The organism is Blautia sp. AF32-4BH, from assembly GCF_003460565.1.
GTDB classification, from domain to species: Bacteria; Bacillota; Clostridia; order Lachnospirales; family Lachnospiraceae; genus Fusicatenibacter; species Fusicatenibacter saccharivorans.
On the sequence record NZ_QTVL01000001.1, the window covers coordinates 553,884 to 574,457 of the forward strand.

General features: G+C 34.7%; 22 protein-coding genes. 19 read left to right on the forward strand and 3 right to left on the reverse strand.

Annotated features, from left to right (window positions below; translation table 11 throughout):
* Positions 1-368: 368 nt before the first annotated feature.
* Both DWZ44_RS02620 and DWZ44_RS02625 read left to right on the forward strand, forming a co-directional pair.
* The gene (locus DWZ44_RS02620; protein ID WP_009247522.1) at positions 369-1,913 is read left to right on the forward strand and encodes an ATP-binding cassette domain-containing protein; all 1,545 of its coding nucleotides are present in this window, start codon (positions 369-371) and stop codon (positions 1,911-1,913) included.
* 84 nt (positions 1,914-1,997) lie between these two features.
* Positions 1,998-2,495 carry a nucleotidyltransferase domain-containing protein gene (locus DWZ44_RS02625; RefSeq protein WP_009247521.1) on the forward strand — a complete coding sequence of 166 codons (498 nt, stop codon included), beginning with the start codon at positions 1,998-2,000 and terminating at the stop codon, positions 2,493-2,495.
* Positions 2,496-2,807: 312 nt separating this feature from the next.
* On the opposite strand, the gene DWZ44_RS02630 is transcribed toward DWZ44_RS02625, so the two are convergent.
* Together DWZ44_RS02630 and DWZ44_RS02635 are read right to left on the reverse strand one after the other, a co-directional pair.
* Positions 2,808-3,557, reverse strand: a complete 750-nt coding sequence (locus DWZ44_RS02630) for a hypothetical protein (protein WP_117804150.1) — start codon at positions 3,555-3,557, stop codon at positions 2,808-2,810.
* Between the two features lie 13 nt (positions 3,558-3,570).
* Complete coding sequence (locus tag DWZ44_RS02635) at positions 3,571-4,119, reverse strand: helix-turn-helix domain-containing protein (RefSeq protein WP_117804151.1); 549 nt, start codon at positions 4,117-4,119, stop codon at positions 3,571-3,573.
* A gap of 390 nt (positions 4,120-4,509) precedes the next feature.
* On the opposite strand from DWZ44_RS02635, the gene DWZ44_RS02640 reads away from it, so the two are divergent.
* The 17 genes from DWZ44_RS02640 (at position 4,510) to DWZ44_RS02715 (ending at position 20,129) form a co-directional block, all read left to right on the forward strand.
* Positions 4,510-4,695 (forward strand): AlpA family phage regulatory protein, encoded by a 186-nt coding sequence (locus DWZ44_RS02640; RefSeq protein WP_015560978.1) that lies wholly within the window; start codon positions 4,510-4,512, stop codon positions 4,693-4,695.
* Between the two features lie 93 nt (positions 4,696-4,788).
* Positions 4,789-5,985: a site-specific integrase gene (locus tag DWZ44_RS02645; RefSeq protein ID WP_117804152.1), complete on the forward strand. Its 1,197-nt coding sequence runs from the start codon at positions 4,789-4,791 to the stop codon at positions 5,983-5,985.
* A gap of 79 nt (positions 5,986-6,064) precedes the next feature.
* Complete coding sequence (locus DWZ44_RS02650; RefSeq protein WP_117804153.1) at positions 6,065-6,406, forward strand: plasmid mobilization protein; 342 nt, start codon at positions 6,065-6,067, stop codon at positions 6,404-6,406.
* Positions 6,399-6,773 carry a TnpV protein gene (locus DWZ44_RS02655; protein ID WP_117804154.1) on the forward strand — a complete coding sequence of 125 codons (375 nt, stop codon included), beginning with the start codon at positions 6,399-6,401 and terminating at the stop codon, positions 6,771-6,773. Before DWZ44_RS02650 ends, DWZ44_RS02655 begins: the two co-directional genes overlap by 8 nt.
* Positions 6,773-7,165 (forward strand): hypothetical protein, encoded by a 393-nt coding sequence (locus tag DWZ44_RS18120; protein ID WP_158565819.1) that lies wholly within the window; start codon positions 6,773-6,775, stop codon positions 7,163-7,165. The genes DWZ44_RS02655 and DWZ44_RS18120 overlap by 1 nt, the downstream gene beginning before the upstream one ends.
* Positions 7,166-7,318: 153 nt before the next feature.
* On the forward strand, positions 7,319-7,681 hold the full coding sequence (locus tag DWZ44_RS02665) for a plasmid mobilization protein (RefSeq protein ID WP_117804156.1): 363 nt from the start codon (positions 7,319-7,321) through the stop codon (positions 7,679-7,681).
* Positions 7,660-8,418 (forward strand): relaxase/mobilization nuclease domain-containing protein, encoded by a 759-nt coding sequence (locus DWZ44_RS18585; RefSeq protein ID WP_242998631.1) that lies wholly within the window; start codon positions 7,660-7,662, stop codon positions 8,416-8,418. The genes DWZ44_RS02665 and DWZ44_RS18585 overlap by 22 nt, the downstream gene beginning before the upstream one ends.
* Positions 8,419-9,495, forward strand: a complete 1,077-nt coding sequence (locus tag DWZ44_RS18590) for a hypothetical protein (RefSeq protein WP_227094044.1) — start codon at positions 8,419-8,421, stop codon at positions 9,493-9,495. It begins immediately after the preceding gene.
* Between the two features lie 7 nt (positions 9,496-9,502).
* Positions 9,503-9,790, forward strand: a complete 288-nt coding sequence (locus DWZ44_RS02675; protein WP_330411335.1) for a DNA-binding protein — start codon at positions 9,503-9,505, stop codon at positions 9,788-9,790.
* Positions 9,784-12,306 (forward strand): DNA cytosine methyltransferase, encoded by a 2,523-nt coding sequence (locus tag DWZ44_RS02680; protein WP_117804157.1) that lies wholly within the window; start codon positions 9,784-9,786, stop codon positions 12,304-12,306. Before DWZ44_RS02675 ends, DWZ44_RS02680 begins: the two co-directional genes overlap by 7 nt.
* Positions 12,299-13,513 (forward strand): restriction endonuclease, encoded by a 1,215-nt coding sequence (locus tag DWZ44_RS02685; protein ID WP_117804158.1) that lies wholly within the window; start codon positions 12,299-12,301, stop codon positions 13,511-13,513. The genes DWZ44_RS02680 and DWZ44_RS02685 overlap by 8 nt, the downstream gene beginning before the upstream one ends.
* Before the next feature lie 12 nt (positions 13,514-13,525).
* On the forward strand, positions 13,526-13,900 hold the full coding sequence (locus tag DWZ44_RS02690; RefSeq protein WP_055280113.1) for a hypothetical protein: 375 nt from the start codon (positions 13,526-13,528) through the stop codon (positions 13,898-13,900).
* 8 nt (positions 13,901-13,908) lie between these two features.
* Positions 13,909-14,712: an HNH endonuclease gene (locus tag DWZ44_RS02695; protein ID WP_227094043.1), complete on the forward strand. Its 804-nt coding sequence runs from the start codon at positions 13,909-13,911 to the stop codon at positions 14,710-14,712.
* 16 nt (positions 14,713-14,728) lie between these two features.
* Positions 14,729-15,235 carry a hypothetical protein gene (locus DWZ44_RS02700; protein WP_055280112.1) on the forward strand — a complete coding sequence of 169 codons (507 nt, stop codon included), beginning with the start codon at positions 14,729-14,731 and terminating at the stop codon, positions 15,233-15,235.
* A 91-nt stretch (positions 15,236-15,326) separates the two neighbouring features.
* Positions 15,327-17,315: an ATP-dependent nuclease gene (locus DWZ44_RS02705; RefSeq protein ID WP_117804159.1), complete on the forward strand. Its 1,989-nt coding sequence runs from the start codon at positions 15,327-15,329 to the stop codon at positions 17,313-17,315.
* 15 nt (positions 17,316-17,330) lie between these two features.
* Entirely contained in the window at positions 17,331-19,097 is a 1,767-nt protein-coding gene (locus tag DWZ44_RS02710) for a UvrD-helicase domain-containing protein (protein ID WP_117804160.1), read from the forward strand.
* 207 nt (positions 19,098-19,304) lie between these two features.
* Positions 19,305-20,129 carry a hypothetical protein gene (locus DWZ44_RS02715; protein ID WP_117804161.1) on the forward strand — a complete coding sequence of 275 codons (825 nt, stop codon included), beginning with the start codon at positions 19,305-19,307 and terminating at the stop codon, positions 20,127-20,129.
* A gap of 43 nt (positions 20,130-20,172) precedes the next feature.
* Here the strand turns inward: DWZ44_RS02715 and DWZ44_RS02720 are convergent, their stop codons facing one another.
* Positions 20,173-20,439: a hypothetical protein gene (locus DWZ44_RS02720; protein ID WP_117804162.1), complete on the reverse strand. Its 267-nt coding sequence runs from the start codon at positions 20,437-20,439 to the stop codon at positions 20,173-20,175.
* Positions 20,440-20,574 lie beyond the last annotated feature (135 nt).

The window sequence follows — 20,574 nt, forward strand, 5'->3', positions numbered from 1 at the left end:
GGTTGGATGTATAATTAGGAAGTGAAAATTTTAATTTGCACTTCCATAAGGTGAAATGTATTGACACAAAAAATAAAGTATGATAGTATTGCCATTAGAAGAAAGAAAGGCACATTTTGTGTAAGGTGAGGAAATGATTAATAGATAATTTGATTTAAGTAAGACACATATAGTTATTGAGCCTGTAGAGAATAGGTTTGTTTTGTGTACGCTTAAGTTGGATTATCGCAAGAGGCATTTCCTTTGTTTTCCTTTTGGAAAAGAAATAAGGGTCTATTTAGCGAGTCTATTTTTGCGTATGCAAAAAAGACTCGTTTTTGTGTGTTCAAAATAATAATTGGCTCAGACTTCGAAAAGGAGAAACTTTAATGTTGCAGATAAAAAAATTAAATTTAACACATAAAAAAGACCTGAGAATAATTCTTAATGATTTCAACCTTGTGCTAAATGATGGAGATAAGGCAGTTATTATTGGAGAAGAGGGAAATGGGAAATCGACATTAATGAAGTGGATATACAATCCGTCGCTTGTAGAAAACTATATAGAAGCAGATGGGGAAAGGATAATGGGACACGAACGTCTTGGTTATCTTCCGCAGGAGATGCTCGATGAAGATAAGGAAAAAACAATATACGAATATTTTTCTGAAGAGGAAATATTCTGGGAGAAAACGCCTAAAGAATTGTCTGTTATTGCGGGAAAATTTGGAATGAAAAATGATTTTTTCTACAGTAACCAGACAATGGGTAGTCTTTCAGGAGGCGAAAAAGTCAAGACACAACTTATGAGGCTTTTCATTCGCGATGTTTCTGTGCTGTTGTTGGACGAACCTTCCAATGACATCGACATTGCGACGCTTACATTACTGGAAAAAATCATAAATGACTGGAAGCACATTGTGCTTTTTATTTCACACGATGAAACGCTGATAGAGCGTACTGCCAACATGGTGATACATATCGAGCAGATTATACGAAAAACAAAGGCGAGATATACCGTGGCAAAGCTTCCCTATAGACGCTATGTGGAAGAACGGCTTCATAAATTTGAAATCCAAAAACAGCGGGCACTGAGTGACCGTAGGGAGAAAAAGATTCGCGATGAAAAATATCAAAGAGTTATGCAGAGTGTACAAGGTGCATTAAGAAGTTGTACCAGACAAGCACCGTCTGTTGCCAAAAACTTAAAGGACAAAATGCATACGGTTAAGGCAATGGAACGAAGATTTGAAAAAGAAGATGAAAATATGACTCAGATGCCGGAACAGGAAGAAGCAATCTTTGTCAAATTAGGGGATGAAAACTCACACATTCCCGCAGGAAAAACGGTCATAGAATATGAACTTTCAAAGCTTGTGACTCCGGATGGCAAAAGAATTTTAGCAGAAGGAATTCATTTAAAAATAAAAGGTTCAGAAAAAATCTGTATGATAGGAGCCAACGGGGCAGGAAAAACGACTCTTCTAAAAAAGATAGCGGAAGAACTCCTAAATCGGAATGACATTAAAGCAGAATATATGCCTCAAACTTATGAAGACCTGCTGGATTTGGATGTTACACCGGTTGATTACCTTGATAAAACAGGAGATAAAGAAGAGCGTACAAGAATTAGAACATACCTTGGTTCACTTAAATACACACCAGATGAAATGGAGCATCCGATTCGGGAGTTATCAGGCGGACAAAAGGCGAAAGTGCTTCTCTTGAGGATGAGCTTAAGTGGTGCAAATGTTCTTATTCTGGATGAACCGACAAGAAATTTTTCACCATTGTCCGGTCCGGTAATAAGAAAAATGCTCCGAGAATTTCCGGGGGCTGTCATTAGCATTTCTCACGATAGAAAGTATATTGAAGAGGTGTGCGATAAAATATATCAGCTAAATCCTAATGGATTACAGCTAATTGGTGATTGATAACAAAAAGGATGAAAGACTGACAAATTTCAGGCTTTTAGTGAGTTGGAAAGCATACAAAGATTTGAATTTGGAGGATAGATTATGGTACGTACAGAAGATGCATGTGAAATTATAAAATATGCTTTGCAAAACGAAATTAAAGTATATTTAGATGGCGGATGGGGTGTTGATGCACTTCTTAAAAGAGAATCAAGAATACACAATGATATTGATTTGTTTGTTGAACTGAAACATTATCATGATTATATTTATGTGATTAAGCAGCATGGATTTGAGGAAGTAAATACTGATTATACAACGGATGGTCATACTGTCTGGAAAGATGATAAACAAAGAATCATTGATTTACATTGTTTTGAATTTACAGATGACGGAATTGTTTATGAGGGAGATATATTTCCATCAAAAACTTTTTCCGGTATTGGAAAAGTTGGAGATATAACTGTTTCTTGTATTGAACCATTGAGTCAGGTAATGCTTCATTTGGGATATGAACACGATAAAAATGATGTGCATGATGTGATGCTGTTGTGTGAAACATTTCAAATAGCAATACCAGATGAATATAAGGAAAAGTAAAATTTCAGTTTTGTGTTGAATCTCTAAGCAAAATAGCTTATAATTTGACATGCTACATATAGTTATTATCCACAGTTATCGAGTAGGTGTTATCAATGCCGATAACAAAATGATAACATTAGCTCGTATAGGCAGGATAATATGGATATATCAAATAATCAAAAGAACGAGAAACATTACAGAGAATAATTCCTAAACAAAAAGCGTTAGTCTTTGTAGAGTTTGAATAATTTTCAAAAGCTCGCAAAGCCTAGTAAAATGGGCATTTGCGAGCTTGTTTTTTGCTCATTGGTACTAAAATGGTACTACATATTAAACTTTTGTATCTTTGATAAAACCCGTATATATTAGAATTGCTAATATGTCCGCAGGTATATATAGGGCAAGATTTGCTACAAAAGCAGTTACGTTGAAAGTGTTATTATCGGATTTTGTAAGTAAAAAGCATCCAAAGATGTGTATTGGAAACAGTAATAAGTAAAAGAGTATATTTTTGTCTAAGGTAATTTTTATGAATTTGTACTTTTCAGGTTCTTCATCTAATATTGCATTTATATTAAAATCAAGTGTTTGCATATCATCAGATGAATTGCATAAGTCTTGTGAAAGTTTAATAAAAGACTTTTTGTGCTTAAAGGCGATGCATAATCTATCATTATTTTGTGGACGAAGTATTAAATGTAATTTATTTATAATTTCGGTAAATATGTCTTGTGTTTCTGCTTTTTGTAGATAGGCAGAATGGATTATTCGTGAAAACCAAGTTATACTTTCTGTATATTCTAAATCAGAAATTGTTGATGAAGAAAAATATTCTAAATAATTTGTCAAATCGCGTATGTTGCTGATTTGAGGTAATCCAAATCGTTTTTCGTAAATTATATTAAGTAATATAGCAATAGCGAACATTACAATAAAAGTAATGAAAAAATGCATAAAATAATCTTTATAAGCAAATTGAGTAACGATTAGTCCGATTATAGGTACATATAGTAGTAATAAAAATACTAAAGTAAAATATTTAAGGTAAAATTTTCTTTTAAGAGTTTTTTTAAGATTCATAGTAGATATCTCCTTATATTTGCGGCCAAGTAATTTTCCACTCAAAGTATTCGTTTGGAGAAATCTCTCCATTATTTAATTTCGTTTTCATTTCACACCAGTCTGACAAGAAGTCATTTACCAATCCATATTCAAAAGTTAATGCAATGGGTGCACCTGCGCAGTCATAATCATCTTCGCAATAAGTTGGTTTTGCTGTTTCAGAAGGCTTTGAAGGTGTCATTGCAGTTAAGTGAATCAGATTACCTGGTGCAGTATACTCTGGAAATCTTGTGCCCTTTCCACGTGCAGGAAGTGATGTGGCACTTTCTTCAAGCCAGAAAAGTGTTTCAATGATATCTTCAGCAGCACCAAGGCTGTAATCAGATATTGCCTTGTAATTGCAGTGCAAAGCATCAGCAAGTTTTAGAATCATATCTTCACCGGGAATGCGGGCACCGGTTTCATACTGGGATATGCGGACAGACATATTTTTGCCCTCAAATCCAAGTGCACCGCCAAGCTCGTCCATTGTCATTTTACGGAATACCCGTATTTTCTTTATTCTTTCACCAATTGTCATAGTGTAGTCACCTCCGTTTATCTGTCCCTGATGGATTGTTAAAGACAGTATAACACGGAAAAAATGAAAATGGAAGTTTTTCTATACGAGAACATTAGAAAAACTTCTTGACAATACAATACGGTATAGAATAATATCAATTCAATTATCTATACGATATTGTATTGAAAAACAACTGAATGAGCGGTATCAGAAATCTAACAGGCATTTGCCAGGACATTCATAGGAATCGAGCGAATGTAGACACTCCCCCAAGCGGACCGAGTACCTCGAGCAGGAGCGGGCGGTATTACAGGAGATTATCTCAGGTAAGGAGGCTGGTTGTGACATCAGCAGAACTGGTATGGAGAAACGCCAAAACAAATTTTAATGGAAAGGTGGTGAAAGGGCATGAACGAAAAGTTTTTAGAAGTAGGAGATGTGATGCAGATTCTTGGGATTTCAAGATCAGCAGCATACAAGCTTATGAGACAGATCAACAGTGAACTTGAAAAGAAGGGTTATATTGTAATCCGAGGAAAAGTAAGCAGAAAATATTTTGAAGAACGCATTTATGGTATGAGTGATGCAGGGTAAGCAACAGGTAAGAAGATTGAGACAGAGGCAGGTGCAAAAGTTATATGGTTTTAGGCATCTGCTTCTGCATATGGAAAGAAGGAGATGATGAATATGCCAGCTTATAAAGACAGTAAGACAGGCACCTGGTTTGTCAAATTCTATTGTAAGGACTGGACTGGGGAAAATAAACAGATAAAGAAGAGAGGATTTGCAACAAAAAGAGAAGCGTTGGATTATGAGCGTAATTACAAAATACGGCAGGAGAATAATCTGGATATGACATTTGGAGAGTTCTGGAAGCTGTATACGGAGGATATGAAAAATTATGTCAAACTCAACACATGGCTTACCAAAGAACACATTGTGGATACAAAGATACTTCCATATTTTAAGAATCTTAAGATGAATGAGATTACACCGGGAGATGTACGCAAGTGGCAGAATGAGATGGTAGCATTTCGTTATGAGAATGGGAAGAGTTATTCCCAGACTTACAAGAAGACAATGCACAACATTTTAAGTGCGATATTCAATCATGCATGCAGGTTTTATAATCTGAAATCAAATCCGGCAAGACAGGCCGGAAATATGGGCAGGGAAGAAAAGAAGGAAATGCTTTTCTGGACAACTGAGGAATATAAGAAGTTTTCAGAAGCGGTGATTGACAAGCCGGTTTCATTTTATGCATTTGAAATGCTGTACTGGACAGGAATGAGATTAGGTGAGCTGCTTGCACTTACGATGGAAGATTTTGATTTTGAAAAGAACACAGTCAGAATAAATAAATCGTATCAGCGGCTGCAGGGGAAGGATGTTATTACAACTCCGAAAACACCTAAGAGCAACAGGACAATCAAGCTGCCGAAGTTCCTTGCAGAGGAAATGCAGGAATATTTTGCAATGTTATATGACCAGACACCAACAGACAGGATTTTTCTGGTAACAAAGAGCTTCCTTCATCATGAGATGGAGCGTGGCTGCAAATTATCCGGTGTGAAGAAAATCAGAATCCATGATCTAAGGCATTCGCACATTTCACATCTGATCGACCTCGGGTTTTCCGCAGTTGCAATAGCTGACAGGGTTGGTCATGAGAGCATTGATATCACATATCGTTATTCGCATCTGTTTCCGTCAAAGCAGGTGGCAATGGCGGACAGACTTGATGCTGTCAATGCAAGCTTTGAGGATTGTGAAGAGCAGGATGATGATGTAGAAATCATGCAGACAGAGGAAACAGCACCTATGATTGATATGGATGCGGCTGCGGAAAAGATTATAAGCATTGATAAGTACAAGGCAGTCTGATAATGCGTGTACAAGTTTTGCTGGATATATGAAGCAGAAATTAAAAGAATAGATTTTATATCGGAGGGAGCAGATTATTATGAGCGAGAAAAGGCTGGATGCCAAGAACAGATGGAGAAATGTTGTAGTAGCGTTTCGTATGTCACCGGAGGAAGCACAGGAGCTGAATGTGAAGGTTTCACTCAGCGGACTTTCAAAACAGGATTATATCATCCAATGTCTTCTGAAGCATGAAATCAGGGGTGTTGGTGGAATGAAGGTGGCAAAGAAAGTACAGGTGCATCTTGATACGATACTGGAAGAATTACAGACATTAGATGAAGCAGACAGAGGTATAGATGTTGAAGAACTGCTGGTTCCATTAAAGCATGTGCTTGATATTCTGCAAAGTGATGAGAAAGGCGGTAATCATTATGAGTAAGACAACATTTGAAAAGCTTGGCATCCCATATGAAGAAAGGGATGGAATCTTTTATCCGGTGCTTGTCGCAGGAACAGAGAAGGCAGATATAGATGTAGGAAAATATGGGCGTATGTGGATTAAATATATCAAGGAAGAATATCCAATGAGATATAAGAGTCTGGTGCGGTTCGGGGAGCTTGAAGAGCGAGCAGATGAAGTCAATGAAACAGCATATGAGCTGCTTGATGATATTGAAGCTAAGTGGCTGAAAAAGCATAAGCCGAAAAATCCGAAATCTTTTATGGAACAGTTACAGCTAAGAACACAGACCAGGATGATGGCAGAGGAAATCGTTATTATGGATGTGGTGATGCAGTTTCATTAGTGTGGGGGCAAAAAGCGCCACCAAAACGTGAAAATGGGGGCAAAAAGCGCCCCCAAAACCACAAAGTGGGGGCAGAAAGCGCCCCCGCACAAATCAGAGCCGAAAAAGTGTGGGGGCAAAAAGTGCCGTCAAAATGCAAAAGTGGGGGCAAAAAGCGCCACCAAAACAGTAAAGTGACGGCAAAAAGCGCCACCACTCGGATAAGCGAGAAAAAAGTCATGGTGGCGGAAAGTGCCATCAAAATGGAAAAGTGGTGGCGGAAAATGCCACTAAAACAGCAAAGTGATGGCAAAAAGCGCCACCATATCAGTAATTGTGGTGGAATATTAACCACCACATATCATATACAGGGTGCAGGTGCTCCTGCCAAGACGAAAAAATATAAACGCTGATGGCGTTTATATTTTTTCGGGAAAAGGTCCGACCTTTTCCGCATCTTGCAAAACCTATGAACACATTTTTAAGAAAGGTTGGAAAAGCAATGGTACAGATGAAAAGAGATTGGTTTGATACAGCATTAGAAAACTACGAAAGGGGAGAAATGTATGGCAGATGGAAAGAGAAGATACAAGTTTGACAGGAAAGATTATAAGATATCTGTGAAGCTGTCAGAGAAAGATATGGATATTCTAAAAGCAGCACTTAAACGAACAGGAATGACAGCAAGTGCATATATAAGAGAATTGATCCGGACAGGCGGCAACATTGATACAAGTTATCCAGAGGACAGGGCAAGAGTAATCCGTGTTATTGCCGGTATTGCAAATAATATTAATCAGGCAGTAAAGCTTGGCAATTCACAGGGAAAGTTATATTACAGCGATATTGATAAACTGCAGAGCAGTCTGGATGATATAAAGAAAACATTTGGGGAGGTGCTGGAAATATGGCGATTACAAAGATCCTGAATATCATGGAATCGGAAGGCAGAAATCCGGCATCGCACCTGAAGAATGCTTTGGAATATATCCAGAATCCGGATAAGACAGAAGAATGCGTACTGGTGGGCAGTATTAACTGTCTGCCGGATACAGCATTTGAGCAGATGGAAGAGACAAAGAATATTTTTCATAAGACGGGTAAAAGGCAGGGCTATCATGTGATCATATCGTTTTCACCGGAGGAAAAAGTAACATCAGAGCAGGCAATGTATGTGCTGGAGCATTTTGCGAAGGATGTGCTTGGTGATGATTATGAGGCTGTGTATGCGGTTCACACTGACAGGGAGCATATGCATGGACATCTGATCTGGAACAGTGTCAGCATGACAACCGGCAAGAAATACAATTCACCGAAAAGCAACTGGAAGAATCATCTTCAGCCTATTACAAATAAATATTGTGATGAACTTGGACTTTCCATTATGCCGGCAGAGTACAGCAGGAATCCAAAAAATATCAGCAGGGACAAGTGGGAAAAGGAAATGTCAATGAAAGAGATAATTCTAAGGGATGCCAAGATGTGTGCATATGCAGCCGGGAATGTGGAGCATTTTAAATATCTGATGAAAAGACTTGGATATGTATTTAAGAAAGACGCATGGATGGAGGTGCAGGCACCGGGATTTCGGTATTATCATAAACTGGCAAAGCTGGACGAGATGTTTTCAGAAGATATGTTACGGCATTATGTGGATATGCCCTAGATGGCAAAGCCTTACTTTTATTCGTCGGATATCAGGGGACTACACAGGGCGAAGCTGTCACCATTCCAGAAGAAGTTTTATGCAAAGCTATACAGATTAAGGGTTGTAGAACAGAAGCGTTTTGTAGTTGGTGGAGCAAAGTATACGGAAGATTTGAAAAGATTTCATCAGTTACAGGACGAATATCTGCTGAGTGTAAATAATGACATCAAAAGTGTTGTGGATCTTGTGGATTTCATAAATGAGCATGAAGAAAAGATTCAGCAGATTGAGGACAGACAGCATGAGATATACAGAGAAAGCTCTAGTCGGAAACGCAGTATAAAGAATGAAGAGCAGTACCGGGAATATCAGATATGGCATGTGGAAGTGCAGGAAGAACTGGACGAACTGAAGCAGGAGAAAAGGGAAATTAAGAGGCAGATACAGCTTGCTGATGACATTATAAAAGAAGATTTGTATACGGCTTATTATGCGGTGTCGGGAAAGGAGGAGATTGTTGCTGACAGGGATGTTGAGATACCGGGGATGGAAGAGGATACTGCGGTTGAGGAAATAGTGGCAGTAGTTGTTGAGCCTGATGCAAATGTTGAGGTGATGAATCCTAACAATAATCAAAATGAAATAGGCAGACAGAAAGAGCCAACTGATGGAGTTAGAAAACAGCAGATTGATTTAGAGGGTATAGGAATTTCGGAAATCCATAATCTATCGGATACGAATGTGGCAAGAGTTGGCGAAAGTATTGCTGATGTAACAGGTAAAAGTGAATTTGTGGAAACTAGAGAAACTGAATCTGTGGACAAAGCTGGCTGGATTGTCAGGAGAATATCAGAGCTTGGTGGTTATGAGAATGTCGACGATTCTGCTAAGGTTGATGTATTTGGATTTGATATTGCTGATGTAAGCGGCAGCATAAGGTTGTTCTCGGATGTAATGAAAAGGCTGGACATAAAGTTGGATGGAGATGAGCTTTATGAGGAGTTTCAGAGGGTTTATGATGAGAGTGTTATTAGAAATGCTGATAAGCATAGAGAAGAACCTATAGAAAAGAACAGGGTATTAAAAGGCAGATGATTTCCATATGGAAGATATAAAAAGAACGGATGTTTGGCAAAAAAAACTTGTAATTATTCAGATAAGTGAATATAATAGAATATATGATTGGAGGAATACAATGAACTATTTAACTACCATAGAAATGTCAAAAAAATGGGGAATTACCTCGAGACGGATAGCAATTTTATGCGAGCAAGGTCGAATAGATGGCGTTGTGAAAAAGGGAAAAACATGGCTTATACCATGTGATGCAGAAAAGCCTGAAGATGCAAGAAAAAACAATCATAGTAAACGAGGTGTATTGGTATGCTAAAGGATAAAACATTAACATATATAAGTCTTTTTAGTTGTGCTGGAGTTGGGTGTTTTGGATTTAAAAAAGCTGGATTTGAGTGTATAGCTACGAATGAGCTGATAGAAAGAAGATTAAACGTTCAAAAATATAATAATAAGTGTAGATTTGAATCAGGATATATTTGCGATGATATAACTACAGATGAGACAAAAAATAAAATATTTAAAGAAATAGACAGATGGAAAGAGCTTGGAAATGACAGGGTGGATGTTTTAATTGCAACACCCCCTTGTCAGGGAATGTCTGTTGCAAATCATAAAAAAGCAGAAAATGAAATAGTTCGTAATAGCTTGGTTGTTGAGTCAGTACATTTAATACAGAAAGTAGCGCCTAGATTTTTTATCTTTGAAAACGTAGCTGCATTTATGAAAACAGGTTGTACAGCGCCTGATGGAACAGTTAAAGCGATAGGTGATGTGGTTTATGAGGAATTGAGTGATAAATATATTATTGTCAGTAGAATTCTTAATTTTAAAAACTATGGTTCAAATTCATCAAGAACGCGAACTGTTGTTATCGGTGTAAGTAAGGATATAGCAGAATATGTTGCACCTATTGAGTTGTATCCAACATATGTAGAAGAGAGAACTCTTAGAGATGTAATAGGCGATATGCCTAAATTGGAGTGGGGTGAAATTTGCCCAACAGATTTTTATCACTCATTTAGAACATATCCAGAAGAAATGCGTTGTTGGATTCATGATTTGAAGCAAGGACAAAGTGCATTTGATAATGAAGATGAATTGAAACGTCCACATAAGATTGTTGACGGGGTAGTAGTACCTAATAAACAAAAAAATGGAGATAAATATACTCGTCAATATTGGGATAAGGTTGCACCTTGTATTCATACAAGAAATGACCAATTGGCAAGTCAGAATACTGTACATCCAGAAGAAGACAGAGTATTTTCAATTCGTGAACTTATGAAAATTATGACAATTCCACCGGAATTTAAGTGGATTGATAAGACTTTAGAGGAATTGAATGCTTTACCAGAAAAGAATAAAAGAGCTCTTTTAAAAAAAGAAGAGATAAAGATAAGACAAAGCATAGGAGAGGCTGTACCTACAGAAATCTTTTTCCAAATTGCATGTAATATCAGAGGTTTTATGGAGCAGGAGCATTTTGATAACTCTATGATTAACAAAACAATTGAAGATTACCAGTTGGATAGTCCTGATAATTTAATTGATTTTATTGTAAACAATCCGCTTAATTTAGGAAGTGCCTCTTTGGCTAGAATAGCTGAATTGACAAATTCTAAAAGAGAGAACAATGCTGCATATTACACAAACAAGTTCATAGTGAATGAAATATATAAGCAACTTCCTGAATTTGAAAAGGAGGAAATTAACATACTTGAACCATCTGTTGGAGTGGGAAATTTTTTGCCATTTCTATTTAAAAAATATGAGAATGTAAAAAGAGTTAATATTGATGTGGCTGATATTGATAAAAAGAATTTACAGATTCTTCAGTTATTGTTGCAGAAGAAAAAGATGCCATCTAATGTAAATATAAATTATATTAACACAGATACATTATTGTACGATTTCAAGAAGAGATATGATTTGGTTGTAGGAAATCCACCATTTTCAAAACTGAAAGCAAAGGATGCAAAAAAGTATTTGGAGAATAATATAAATAAGAATACAACCAATACATTTGAGTTTTTCTTAGAGAAAGCATTAGCTATTTCCGATTATGTATCGATGATAATGCCAAAGGCGATTTTAAACACACCAGAATTTAGTGATACAAGGGAAATTCTTTCACATAAGAAGATAGATTGTATTCAGGATTACGGAGAAAATGGGTTTAAAGGGGTATTGGTTGAGACAATATGTATGTTTATTGATACTGTTGGAATACCAAATGAAACCAAAGTAGAATCATTGACATTGAAGCAGTCTGTAATACAAAAACAAAAATATATTACAGATATGAAATATCCGTATTGGATTATTTATAGAGATAAATTCTTTGATAATATCTCTCAAAGGCTTGAATTTGATAAGTTTACTGTGTTTAGAGATCGTCAAATAACAAATTCTAATACAACACAGGAGAAAAAAGCTGATTGCCTAAGAGTTATTAAGTCAAGAAATATAAGTGATGATGGAAAAGAAATAGTTGATATACCAGGATATGATTCTTATATTAAAAAGGAAACAGTGGAGGCTTTGAGTGCTTATAAGTATGTTGGTAATCAAAATGTATATTTAACACCCAATATGACATATAAACCAAGAGTAATGCGTAATACAAAGAATGTTGTTGTAAATGGTTCTGTAGCTGTGTTAATTCCAAAAGAGGATATTCATTTAACAGAGAAACAGATGGAATATTTTTCGTCTGATGAATATAGAAAATTTTATCAAATAGCGAGAAATTACCAGACACGTTCTTTAAATGTAGATGCGACAAGTGTTTTTTTCTATGGTGTACTAAAGGAGTGCTGTAATGGATAATGCAACTATACAAGAGTTTTTAGATGAACATGATTATGATATTAGAAAGACACATAATGGTCGTTGGATAGATCAAAAATGCACAATGGACGTTGTGTGTCTGGTATCAGACTGTATTGTTGAATATACAAGTGGTAGAAACAGAAAAAGCTTTACTGTAAATGATATTTGGTACAATGATTATACAGTAGATAATGTACAACAGATATTTAGCAAGCCAAATCCAACAGAAAAGGCATCCAATGAATATGATAAGTATTTTGGTCAGCCGATAAAATTATTAGATGCTGCTGGAATAATTCATGGAGAGAAAAGTGGACATGGGTATGTTTATTCTATAGTCAATCAGGATTTATTAGAATATATAAGCTTTAGAGAACGAAACTGCTATAATTTTCTTTGTCTTTATATTGAAAAAGTGCTCAGAGATAGTGGGATTTATAGAATGTTTGAGTATTTTTTTCGTTTACAAGATAAGAATAGTTTCAAAGAATTAAAAGATTCATATACATCGTTTACTATACAAAATACACCTATTAATGGTGCAAAGGAATGTGGGCGTATTTTTACAAAAGTGTTAAATCCCTTAGCATGTAAATACAAAAAGTGTGGAACTGAAAGAGGTCATATTTCAAAAGATATTATTACTCAAGATAAAATTATGTATAACCAGAGAAATTGGCGAGATATATTATCGGAGAAGCCTAAAGATATGACTAGAGTAGATTATGAAGTTACATTGCCAAAACCAGATGAAGACTATATGACCACATATCGTATAAACAGAGCCAAGAGAAATCTTCGTAGATTTAATGATGTATATCGTAATAGTAAAACGGAAGTGTATGATGAGCGACACATAGATGATCCGGCAACTCAGATGCATCATATTTTTCCTGCCAATGAATATCCACAGATTGCAGATTATTTAGAAAATCTGATTGCATTAACTCCTACACAACATTTTACTTATGCGCATCCAAATAATAATACTCAGTATATTGATCGGGCATACCAATATTTATGTTTAATTGCAAAGACTGGTTCAATAAGAGACAATTTAATTGGGCATAAGAATGAACCTGTAATATACGATTTTTATCTGTATCAAAATGTATTGAATACAGGCTTAGAAACAGATGAATTCTTTGAAGTGCAGGAGATGGATTTTGACGGATTGCTAAATAAGATTGAAAAATATTATTAGTGAGGATACGAAATGAAACGAAAAGAATTTAAGGAAACATTGTTTGAGACATTGAATAATGTTGTGGATGGAATGTCATATGACGATAAAATGATACTTGTGCATAATTTATTAGTGGATTACGAAAAGGATAATGAAGAAAAGCGTGATACTTCCAATAAAGGTAGTAAATGGACAGATGAAGAACTGAAAATTATTTTGTCTGACGCACCTACAAAAGAAAATTGTGTGAAATATGCTAGGTTATTTAAAAGGGGATATGGCAGTATAGAACAGATTTATAGATGGTCGGTGACTACAACAAAAGAAATGACAGACGAACGAAAAAGCGATAGTTTCATATTGCAGGTAAAGAGAATTGCAAAAGAATTAGGAATCAGAGGATAGGTATGTTTATGAAATTAGATTGGGGTAATGTTTTAAAATTTGCTGATGAGAGAGAGTATTATGAAGTACTAGGATTTCTGGCAAAAGATGAAGAGTATATAAGGGTTTATACGGAAAGTAATGATAAATCTGGAGCATGGGCACCACAAGGGAGATTATTATTAAGAAATGTGGATATTAGTTCTATACCAGAACCCTTAATGAAAGCATTTGAGACAAGTTTAGATGGAAGAATTAGCGAAACAAAATATGTAAAAAACCTAAAAGAAAATCATTATTTCACCAAGGAAGTTGATCCCACAGGAAGTGATTTTACTAAATGGTTATACAAAGAGTCTCTTGAAAAAGTTTTGGGAACAGTGCCAAAAGAATATGAAAAAGATTTTTATCGAGGATATCATTGGAATTGTGAAGTAGTTAAGAGAGTGAGAAATATATCTGCAAATGATATTAATTTGACAGAAGAAACGAAGCAGGAAGAATCGCAGCCACGCACAGAGGGGAAGAAAACTGTTTACTACACAACAAAGTATGAACGAAGTGTTCAAAATCGAGAAGAAGCAATACGTATACATGGAACAAAATGCATGATATGTGGTTTCGATTTTGAAAAGAAATATGGAGAATTAGGCAAAGGGTATATAGAAGTTCATCATATTAAACCGCTTTCCGATTTAAATGAAGAAGTTGTGGTAAATCCTGCAACAGATTTAATATGTGTATGTTCAAATTGCCATAGGATGCTACATAGGTTTAGAAATTATATGGTTTCAGTAGAGGAACTTAGACAAATTGTAGAAGATAAAAAATGATGATAGGAGAAATATTATGATTACATTAGATTATACAACATATAATCCACGTTGGAAACATTCAGGAATAAGATACAGCTCATGGGAAGCATTTGCGTTTGCTCTTGGGTATTTGGCAAATAGGTTGCATTATAGGAATATAAATGATTCAGGATTGATAGAACTTCACTTTGAAAGTAATGATAATCAAGGGGCATGGGGAAAAGAAGGAAGAATACATTATTATGGGGAACGTGCGTATTTATCATCAGAATTTTTAGATTGGTATAACGCAAAAAGTGCAGGTGTAAACAACATAACATATCGAATAAATTCTAATGATTATATGTATTCATTAGTGTATGATTTTGGTTTTGAAGTAAAAAGATATGTTGGTTATACAACGGCAGATATTTTTCCGCCTACACATAATGCATTTGTTGTAGTTTGGAATGTGTTGGAAAATTATTTGGTGCAGGATGGCAGTTTTAATGGTCAAATTGATTGCATTCATCAGTACTACATAGAGGGATGGAGTAAATAGAAAAATATTTTTGTAAATGATATAAAAGGTATTTCGGGATAAAGATAGTACACAGATTACTTCTGCGTGTATCAGTGGAAAGGATGCAAATATGTATATATCGAAAATAAAAATAAAAAACTACAGATTGCTTATAGATGCTGAATTAGAAGTTGATGCTAAGACTACGTTAATTGTTGGTCGAAATAATACAGCTAAGACATCATGTTTGGCATGTATAGAAAATGTGTTGAATGGACATCCGTTTTCCTTTGATGACTATCCGTTGGTTAAAAGAAAAACATTGTATGAAATAATAGCTTCATTTATGGCAAAAGAAATTTCTTTTGAATCGTTATGTGAGCAATTAGAACCAATATCTATAGAGTTCTTTGTAGATTATTCTTTAGAAGATTTAGAGGATAATTTAGGGGCACTATCGCCTTTTATTATAGATGTGGATGTAGATACTACCACTGCATTAATTCGTGTGGAATTTCGGTTAAAGCCAGATGAAAAAGTGTTATGGAGAACATTGGAAGAAAGCTATTACCCAAATGGTGTTTTTGTACCATCAGATGAGGCTCGGGATGTTATCAGTACTAATTTTTCAAAACTTTTTGAATTAGTAATTTATGCAGTGAATCCTAAAAATCCAAAGGAAACACAAATAAAGAAACATAAAGAATTGGAAGAACTTTTCCCATTTCATATTATTCCGGCAGAACGTCTCCTTGGAGAGGATGGAACACAGAATAGTTCTCTTTCTTCGCTTATTTCAGAATTTTTCGAAATGAATGAAGAAGAACTGGATCCAAGTGTTGCAGAAAAAGTCAAGGAGTTGCGTGCTATTGTTGAGAAAGCAAATAAAAATGTTCAGAAACAAAGTGATAGCATTTTAAGTTCACTTGTAAATGATTCGGTTGGGTTTGGGTATCCAAACGGAGAAGAACTTCAACTAGGAGTTACTACTCAATTAAGTATTGATGATCAGATAAAAAATCAAACTCAGCTTTCATACACAGTAGGTACAAGTAATGAATGTCTTCCAGGTACATATAATGGATTGGGCTATAAAAATCTAATTAAAATGGAGTTTCTTCTTGCGGCATTTGCGAAGAAGATAGAAAAGTGCGGAAATGCTTGTATACCATTACTTTTTATTGAGGAACCGGAATCTCATATGCATCCACAGATGCAGCATGCTTTTGCGGAATATTTAGAAGCGTTTCTTGGGAAAATTACTTCTGTAGGAATTCAGACTCTTTTAACTTCACATTCTGCTCAAGTTGCTAATACTATGGCTTTCTCAAAAGTTCGATATGCACAAAAAACAAAAGAAGGAGTTATTTATAGAAATTTAAATTCATTTGCACAGGAAAATCCAGATAATAGTGATTTTATTAGAAAATATCTTACATTAACCAAATGTGATTTGTTTTTTGCGGATAAAGCAATCTTGGTTGAAGGAGCATCAGAACGGTTATTAATACCTGATATGATAGATAAGTGCAATAAGTCAGGAGATTTTAGTTCACAGAAATATAAATTACCAGCTCAATATTATACTATAATTGAAATAGGTGGTGCGTATGCTTATAAGTTTATTCCATTTATTGAGTTTTTAGGTATTCCGTGTCTTATACTTACGGATGTAGATTCTGTATTGGGGCAAGAAGGTAAAAATGGACAAATATATTATAAATCTGTTCCGGTTTCGTGTGGTGAAACAACATCTAATGAAACTTTAAAATGGTGGGTTCGAAAGAATAAAGGGTTGTCGAACGATGACAAAACCCAAATTGATTTGGCAGATATAATATCAATGTCTTCTGACGATAAAACCAGAGGAAAATGTCATATTGAATTCCAAACAAAAGAGAATGAATTATGTGGACATTCTTTAGAAGAAGCTATTCGGAATGTCAATCGTTCACATTATGGATTAAGTGATAGCCCGACCGAAGATGATCTGGAGTTTTCTGGAAAATGTAAAACAGATTTTGCACTTAAACTTATTTATGAGTGTACTGATTATAACATTCCGACATACATTAGATCTGGATTAATATGGCTTAATAACCAAAAGGTACTTGAATAAAAAGGATGATGGATTATGTGTGAAAATTATCATGGTGCAAATTATGAATTAGCAAAAGCTGAAGCTGATAAAGTAGACGAGAAAATTATTGAAGCATTACGGGATGGACATAGTTTTCGTGTTGAAGCAGGTGCGGGGTCAGGAAAGACTTATTCGCTTAATAGAGTCATTGAATGGATACAAGAAAATATGTGGTCTAAATATAGTCGAAAAAAGCAAAATGTAGTTTGTATTACATATACGAACGCTGCTGTAGAGGTAATCACAGAAAGATTATCAAAAGATTCATTTATTATTCCATCTACAATTCATTCGTTTGCTTGGAATGCAATCAAACAATATCAAAGCTATCTTGTGGATGTTGTAACAACAGACCCTGATTTTTTACCAGATGAAAGTGACTTTTTTAAGGTTAATGAAGTTACATATACTTTAGGACATCGATATAAGGAAAATGGAGTTCAGTACCTTTATCATGATGATGTTCTTAAGCTGTTTTGTAAACTATTGGATAATGCGAAATTTAGACGTGTATTTTCTGATAAATATCCTTTGATTCTGATTGATGAATATCAAGACTCATATAAACCGATTATCGAACGCTTTATTAAATATTTTATTGCTGAAAAGAAATCTCCACAATTTGCTTTTTTCGGAGATGCGTGGCAAACTATTTATCAGTCAAATAAAGCTTGTGGGATTATAGAACATAAAAATTTAGAAGTGATAAAAAAAGGTGCAAATTTTAGATCTTCTCCAAGAATTGTTCAACTTTTGAATGATATACGACCAGATTTGCCACAAACATCTGCGATAGATAACTTTCAGGGTGAAGTAGTTGTAATCACATGTGAGGATTATGACGGAGAACGTCGTACTGATCGTAATTTTCAAGGCGAATTGCCACCAGAAGAGTTAAAAATACGTTTAAATAAAATCTTCGAAGAAATAAAACAAAATACAGCGGATTCTGATACATTAAAAATTTTAATGATTACACATAAAGTATTGGCTGCACAACAGGGATATGAACGACTTTTAAGTATCATTAACGATGGTTTACGTGACAAGGAAGATCCCTTTCTTTTGTTTTTTATGGACACCGTTGAACCAATTTACCATGCATTAGAAACATTAAATATGCAGTTGCTTTTTGATACTTTAGGAATTAAGAGATATCCAATTACTAAAAAATCGGAGAAAGAGAAGTGGAAAATTTTTCAAGAGAAATTACGAGAAGCAAGAGAGAAAAGAGCAATTGATGTTATTGAGGTTATAAATGAAACAAAATTAATTCCTTTTCCACCTAAATTGGATGGATGGTATCATTTGTATCGTAATGCACCGGGAACAATATATTCATCTAATGCGTCAATTCAAGCATTTTTGGAGTTGGATTATACGCAATTCATTTCGGCAATAGAATTTTTATATCCTGAAGCGTTATTTTCCACAGAACATGGAGTCAAAGGAGAAGAATATGACAATGTTATTTTTGTCATTAGTAGGGGCTGGAATATGTACCAGTTTGAAACATATGCACCTATGATAACTGGAAAGGCTTCCATTCCGAGTGGGAAGCAGATTTCTTTTGAACGAAATCGTAATTTGTTTTATGTTTGTTGTTCAAGACCAAGAAAGCGGTTATTTTTCTTTGTGACGATTCCTATAGATCAGACTTTTAAAGAATTTTTAATGGAACTTGTTGGAAAAGAAAATTATTATACTTATAGCCAATGGATAATGAATAAGAAAATATCACAGAAATCGAATGAAAAGTAAAAGAACATTGTGTTAGAAAGCAAAGATTTGTGAATTTACAGTATTAGAATATTGAAATGAATATCCTTGTCTCAAGTTAAATTATTTATTATGATATAGAATTGAAACGGGGATGATATTTCAAGAAATTGGTTAAATTTGTTTATAACATTCATATATTCTTGGGTATTATTATGGATGATGAAGCAAGTGTAAGGAAGAGCAGATATGCAGGATAAAAAAAACAGGGACATAGTTGACAGTCAAGGAAATGTTATTAAAAGTATAAAAGATAATAAGACTAAACAATTTTTGAAAGATAATATATGGAATATTTTGAGTACAGGTTTGGCTACAAGTATAACTTTAGTAGAAATGATAAATTTGGTAATTTCAAAAAACTTTTCTGTTTCGTGTTCGAATTTTTATGGAATAGATGGAAAATACTTTGATGGAACAGAAATGTTCAAGAATAAATTGATTTTTATTTTTTGTGCATTGGCATTGTTTGCTTACCCATTTATATTTTCATACATAAATAAAAAAATGAATAGCAAATTATATGTGATATTTACATTTATTATAACGGTATATATTATGTTCTTTCAAAATCTTTCTTATACGATTAACCTAATAGAAATTATTCCTTGGGCATGGTTGAGACGATTTATAGATAATTATGCAACAATTGGCGTGTTTTTAATTGTCGACATAGTGATAGCTTATTTTATAATCATAAGGAATTTCTTCTGGAAAAATAAGAAATACAGTGTGTGCGGAAAGATAATATTAGCAATAGCGTTGATACTATATGTTTTAAATGTAGCTATCGGGATTACAATAAAAATTAACTATGAAATTGCTGATAAGAAAGAGTATGAGGTTATTGAACAGAATAGAGCTATAGTATCAAATTATGATGGTAAATTTGTGGTTATGAGTTGTGAAATACAAGACGAAACAATTATTTTAAAAAAGGGTACATATAGTTTAGAAAATATGACAGGGGTTTCAATTACATATCATAAATATGAGAAAGTAATTTGCGAGTAAAAAACAGTCCTAACAAAGTTGTGTGAAAGGACTGTTTTAGGTGTTAATTGAATTCATTCATAGCGTTCACATATTCCTGTAATCCATTAGGTTTACAAGCTAATTCAGCATATAGCAGAGGATTCTCATGTGCCAGTCGGTACAGATACACAATATCATCAGGCGTATCAAGCAAGACAGATGAATTATATTTTTTACAACTGATAGAAAGAGGTGTGCCAGTATATGTATCATTGATGGCATTAACAATAACGGAATCTGTATCAGGTTCATACATGCTAAACAGGTAACAAGGGTTATTTTGTTTCATGATGTTCTCCTTCCCACAGATACTTAGCACCGTCAAGTAGATCAATGATGGCTGTAAGCATATTGTTATAGTCGGTTTGAAGGTAAGCGCAAAATATTGCTACGTTACTCATGAATTACGCTTGCACCAAAATGA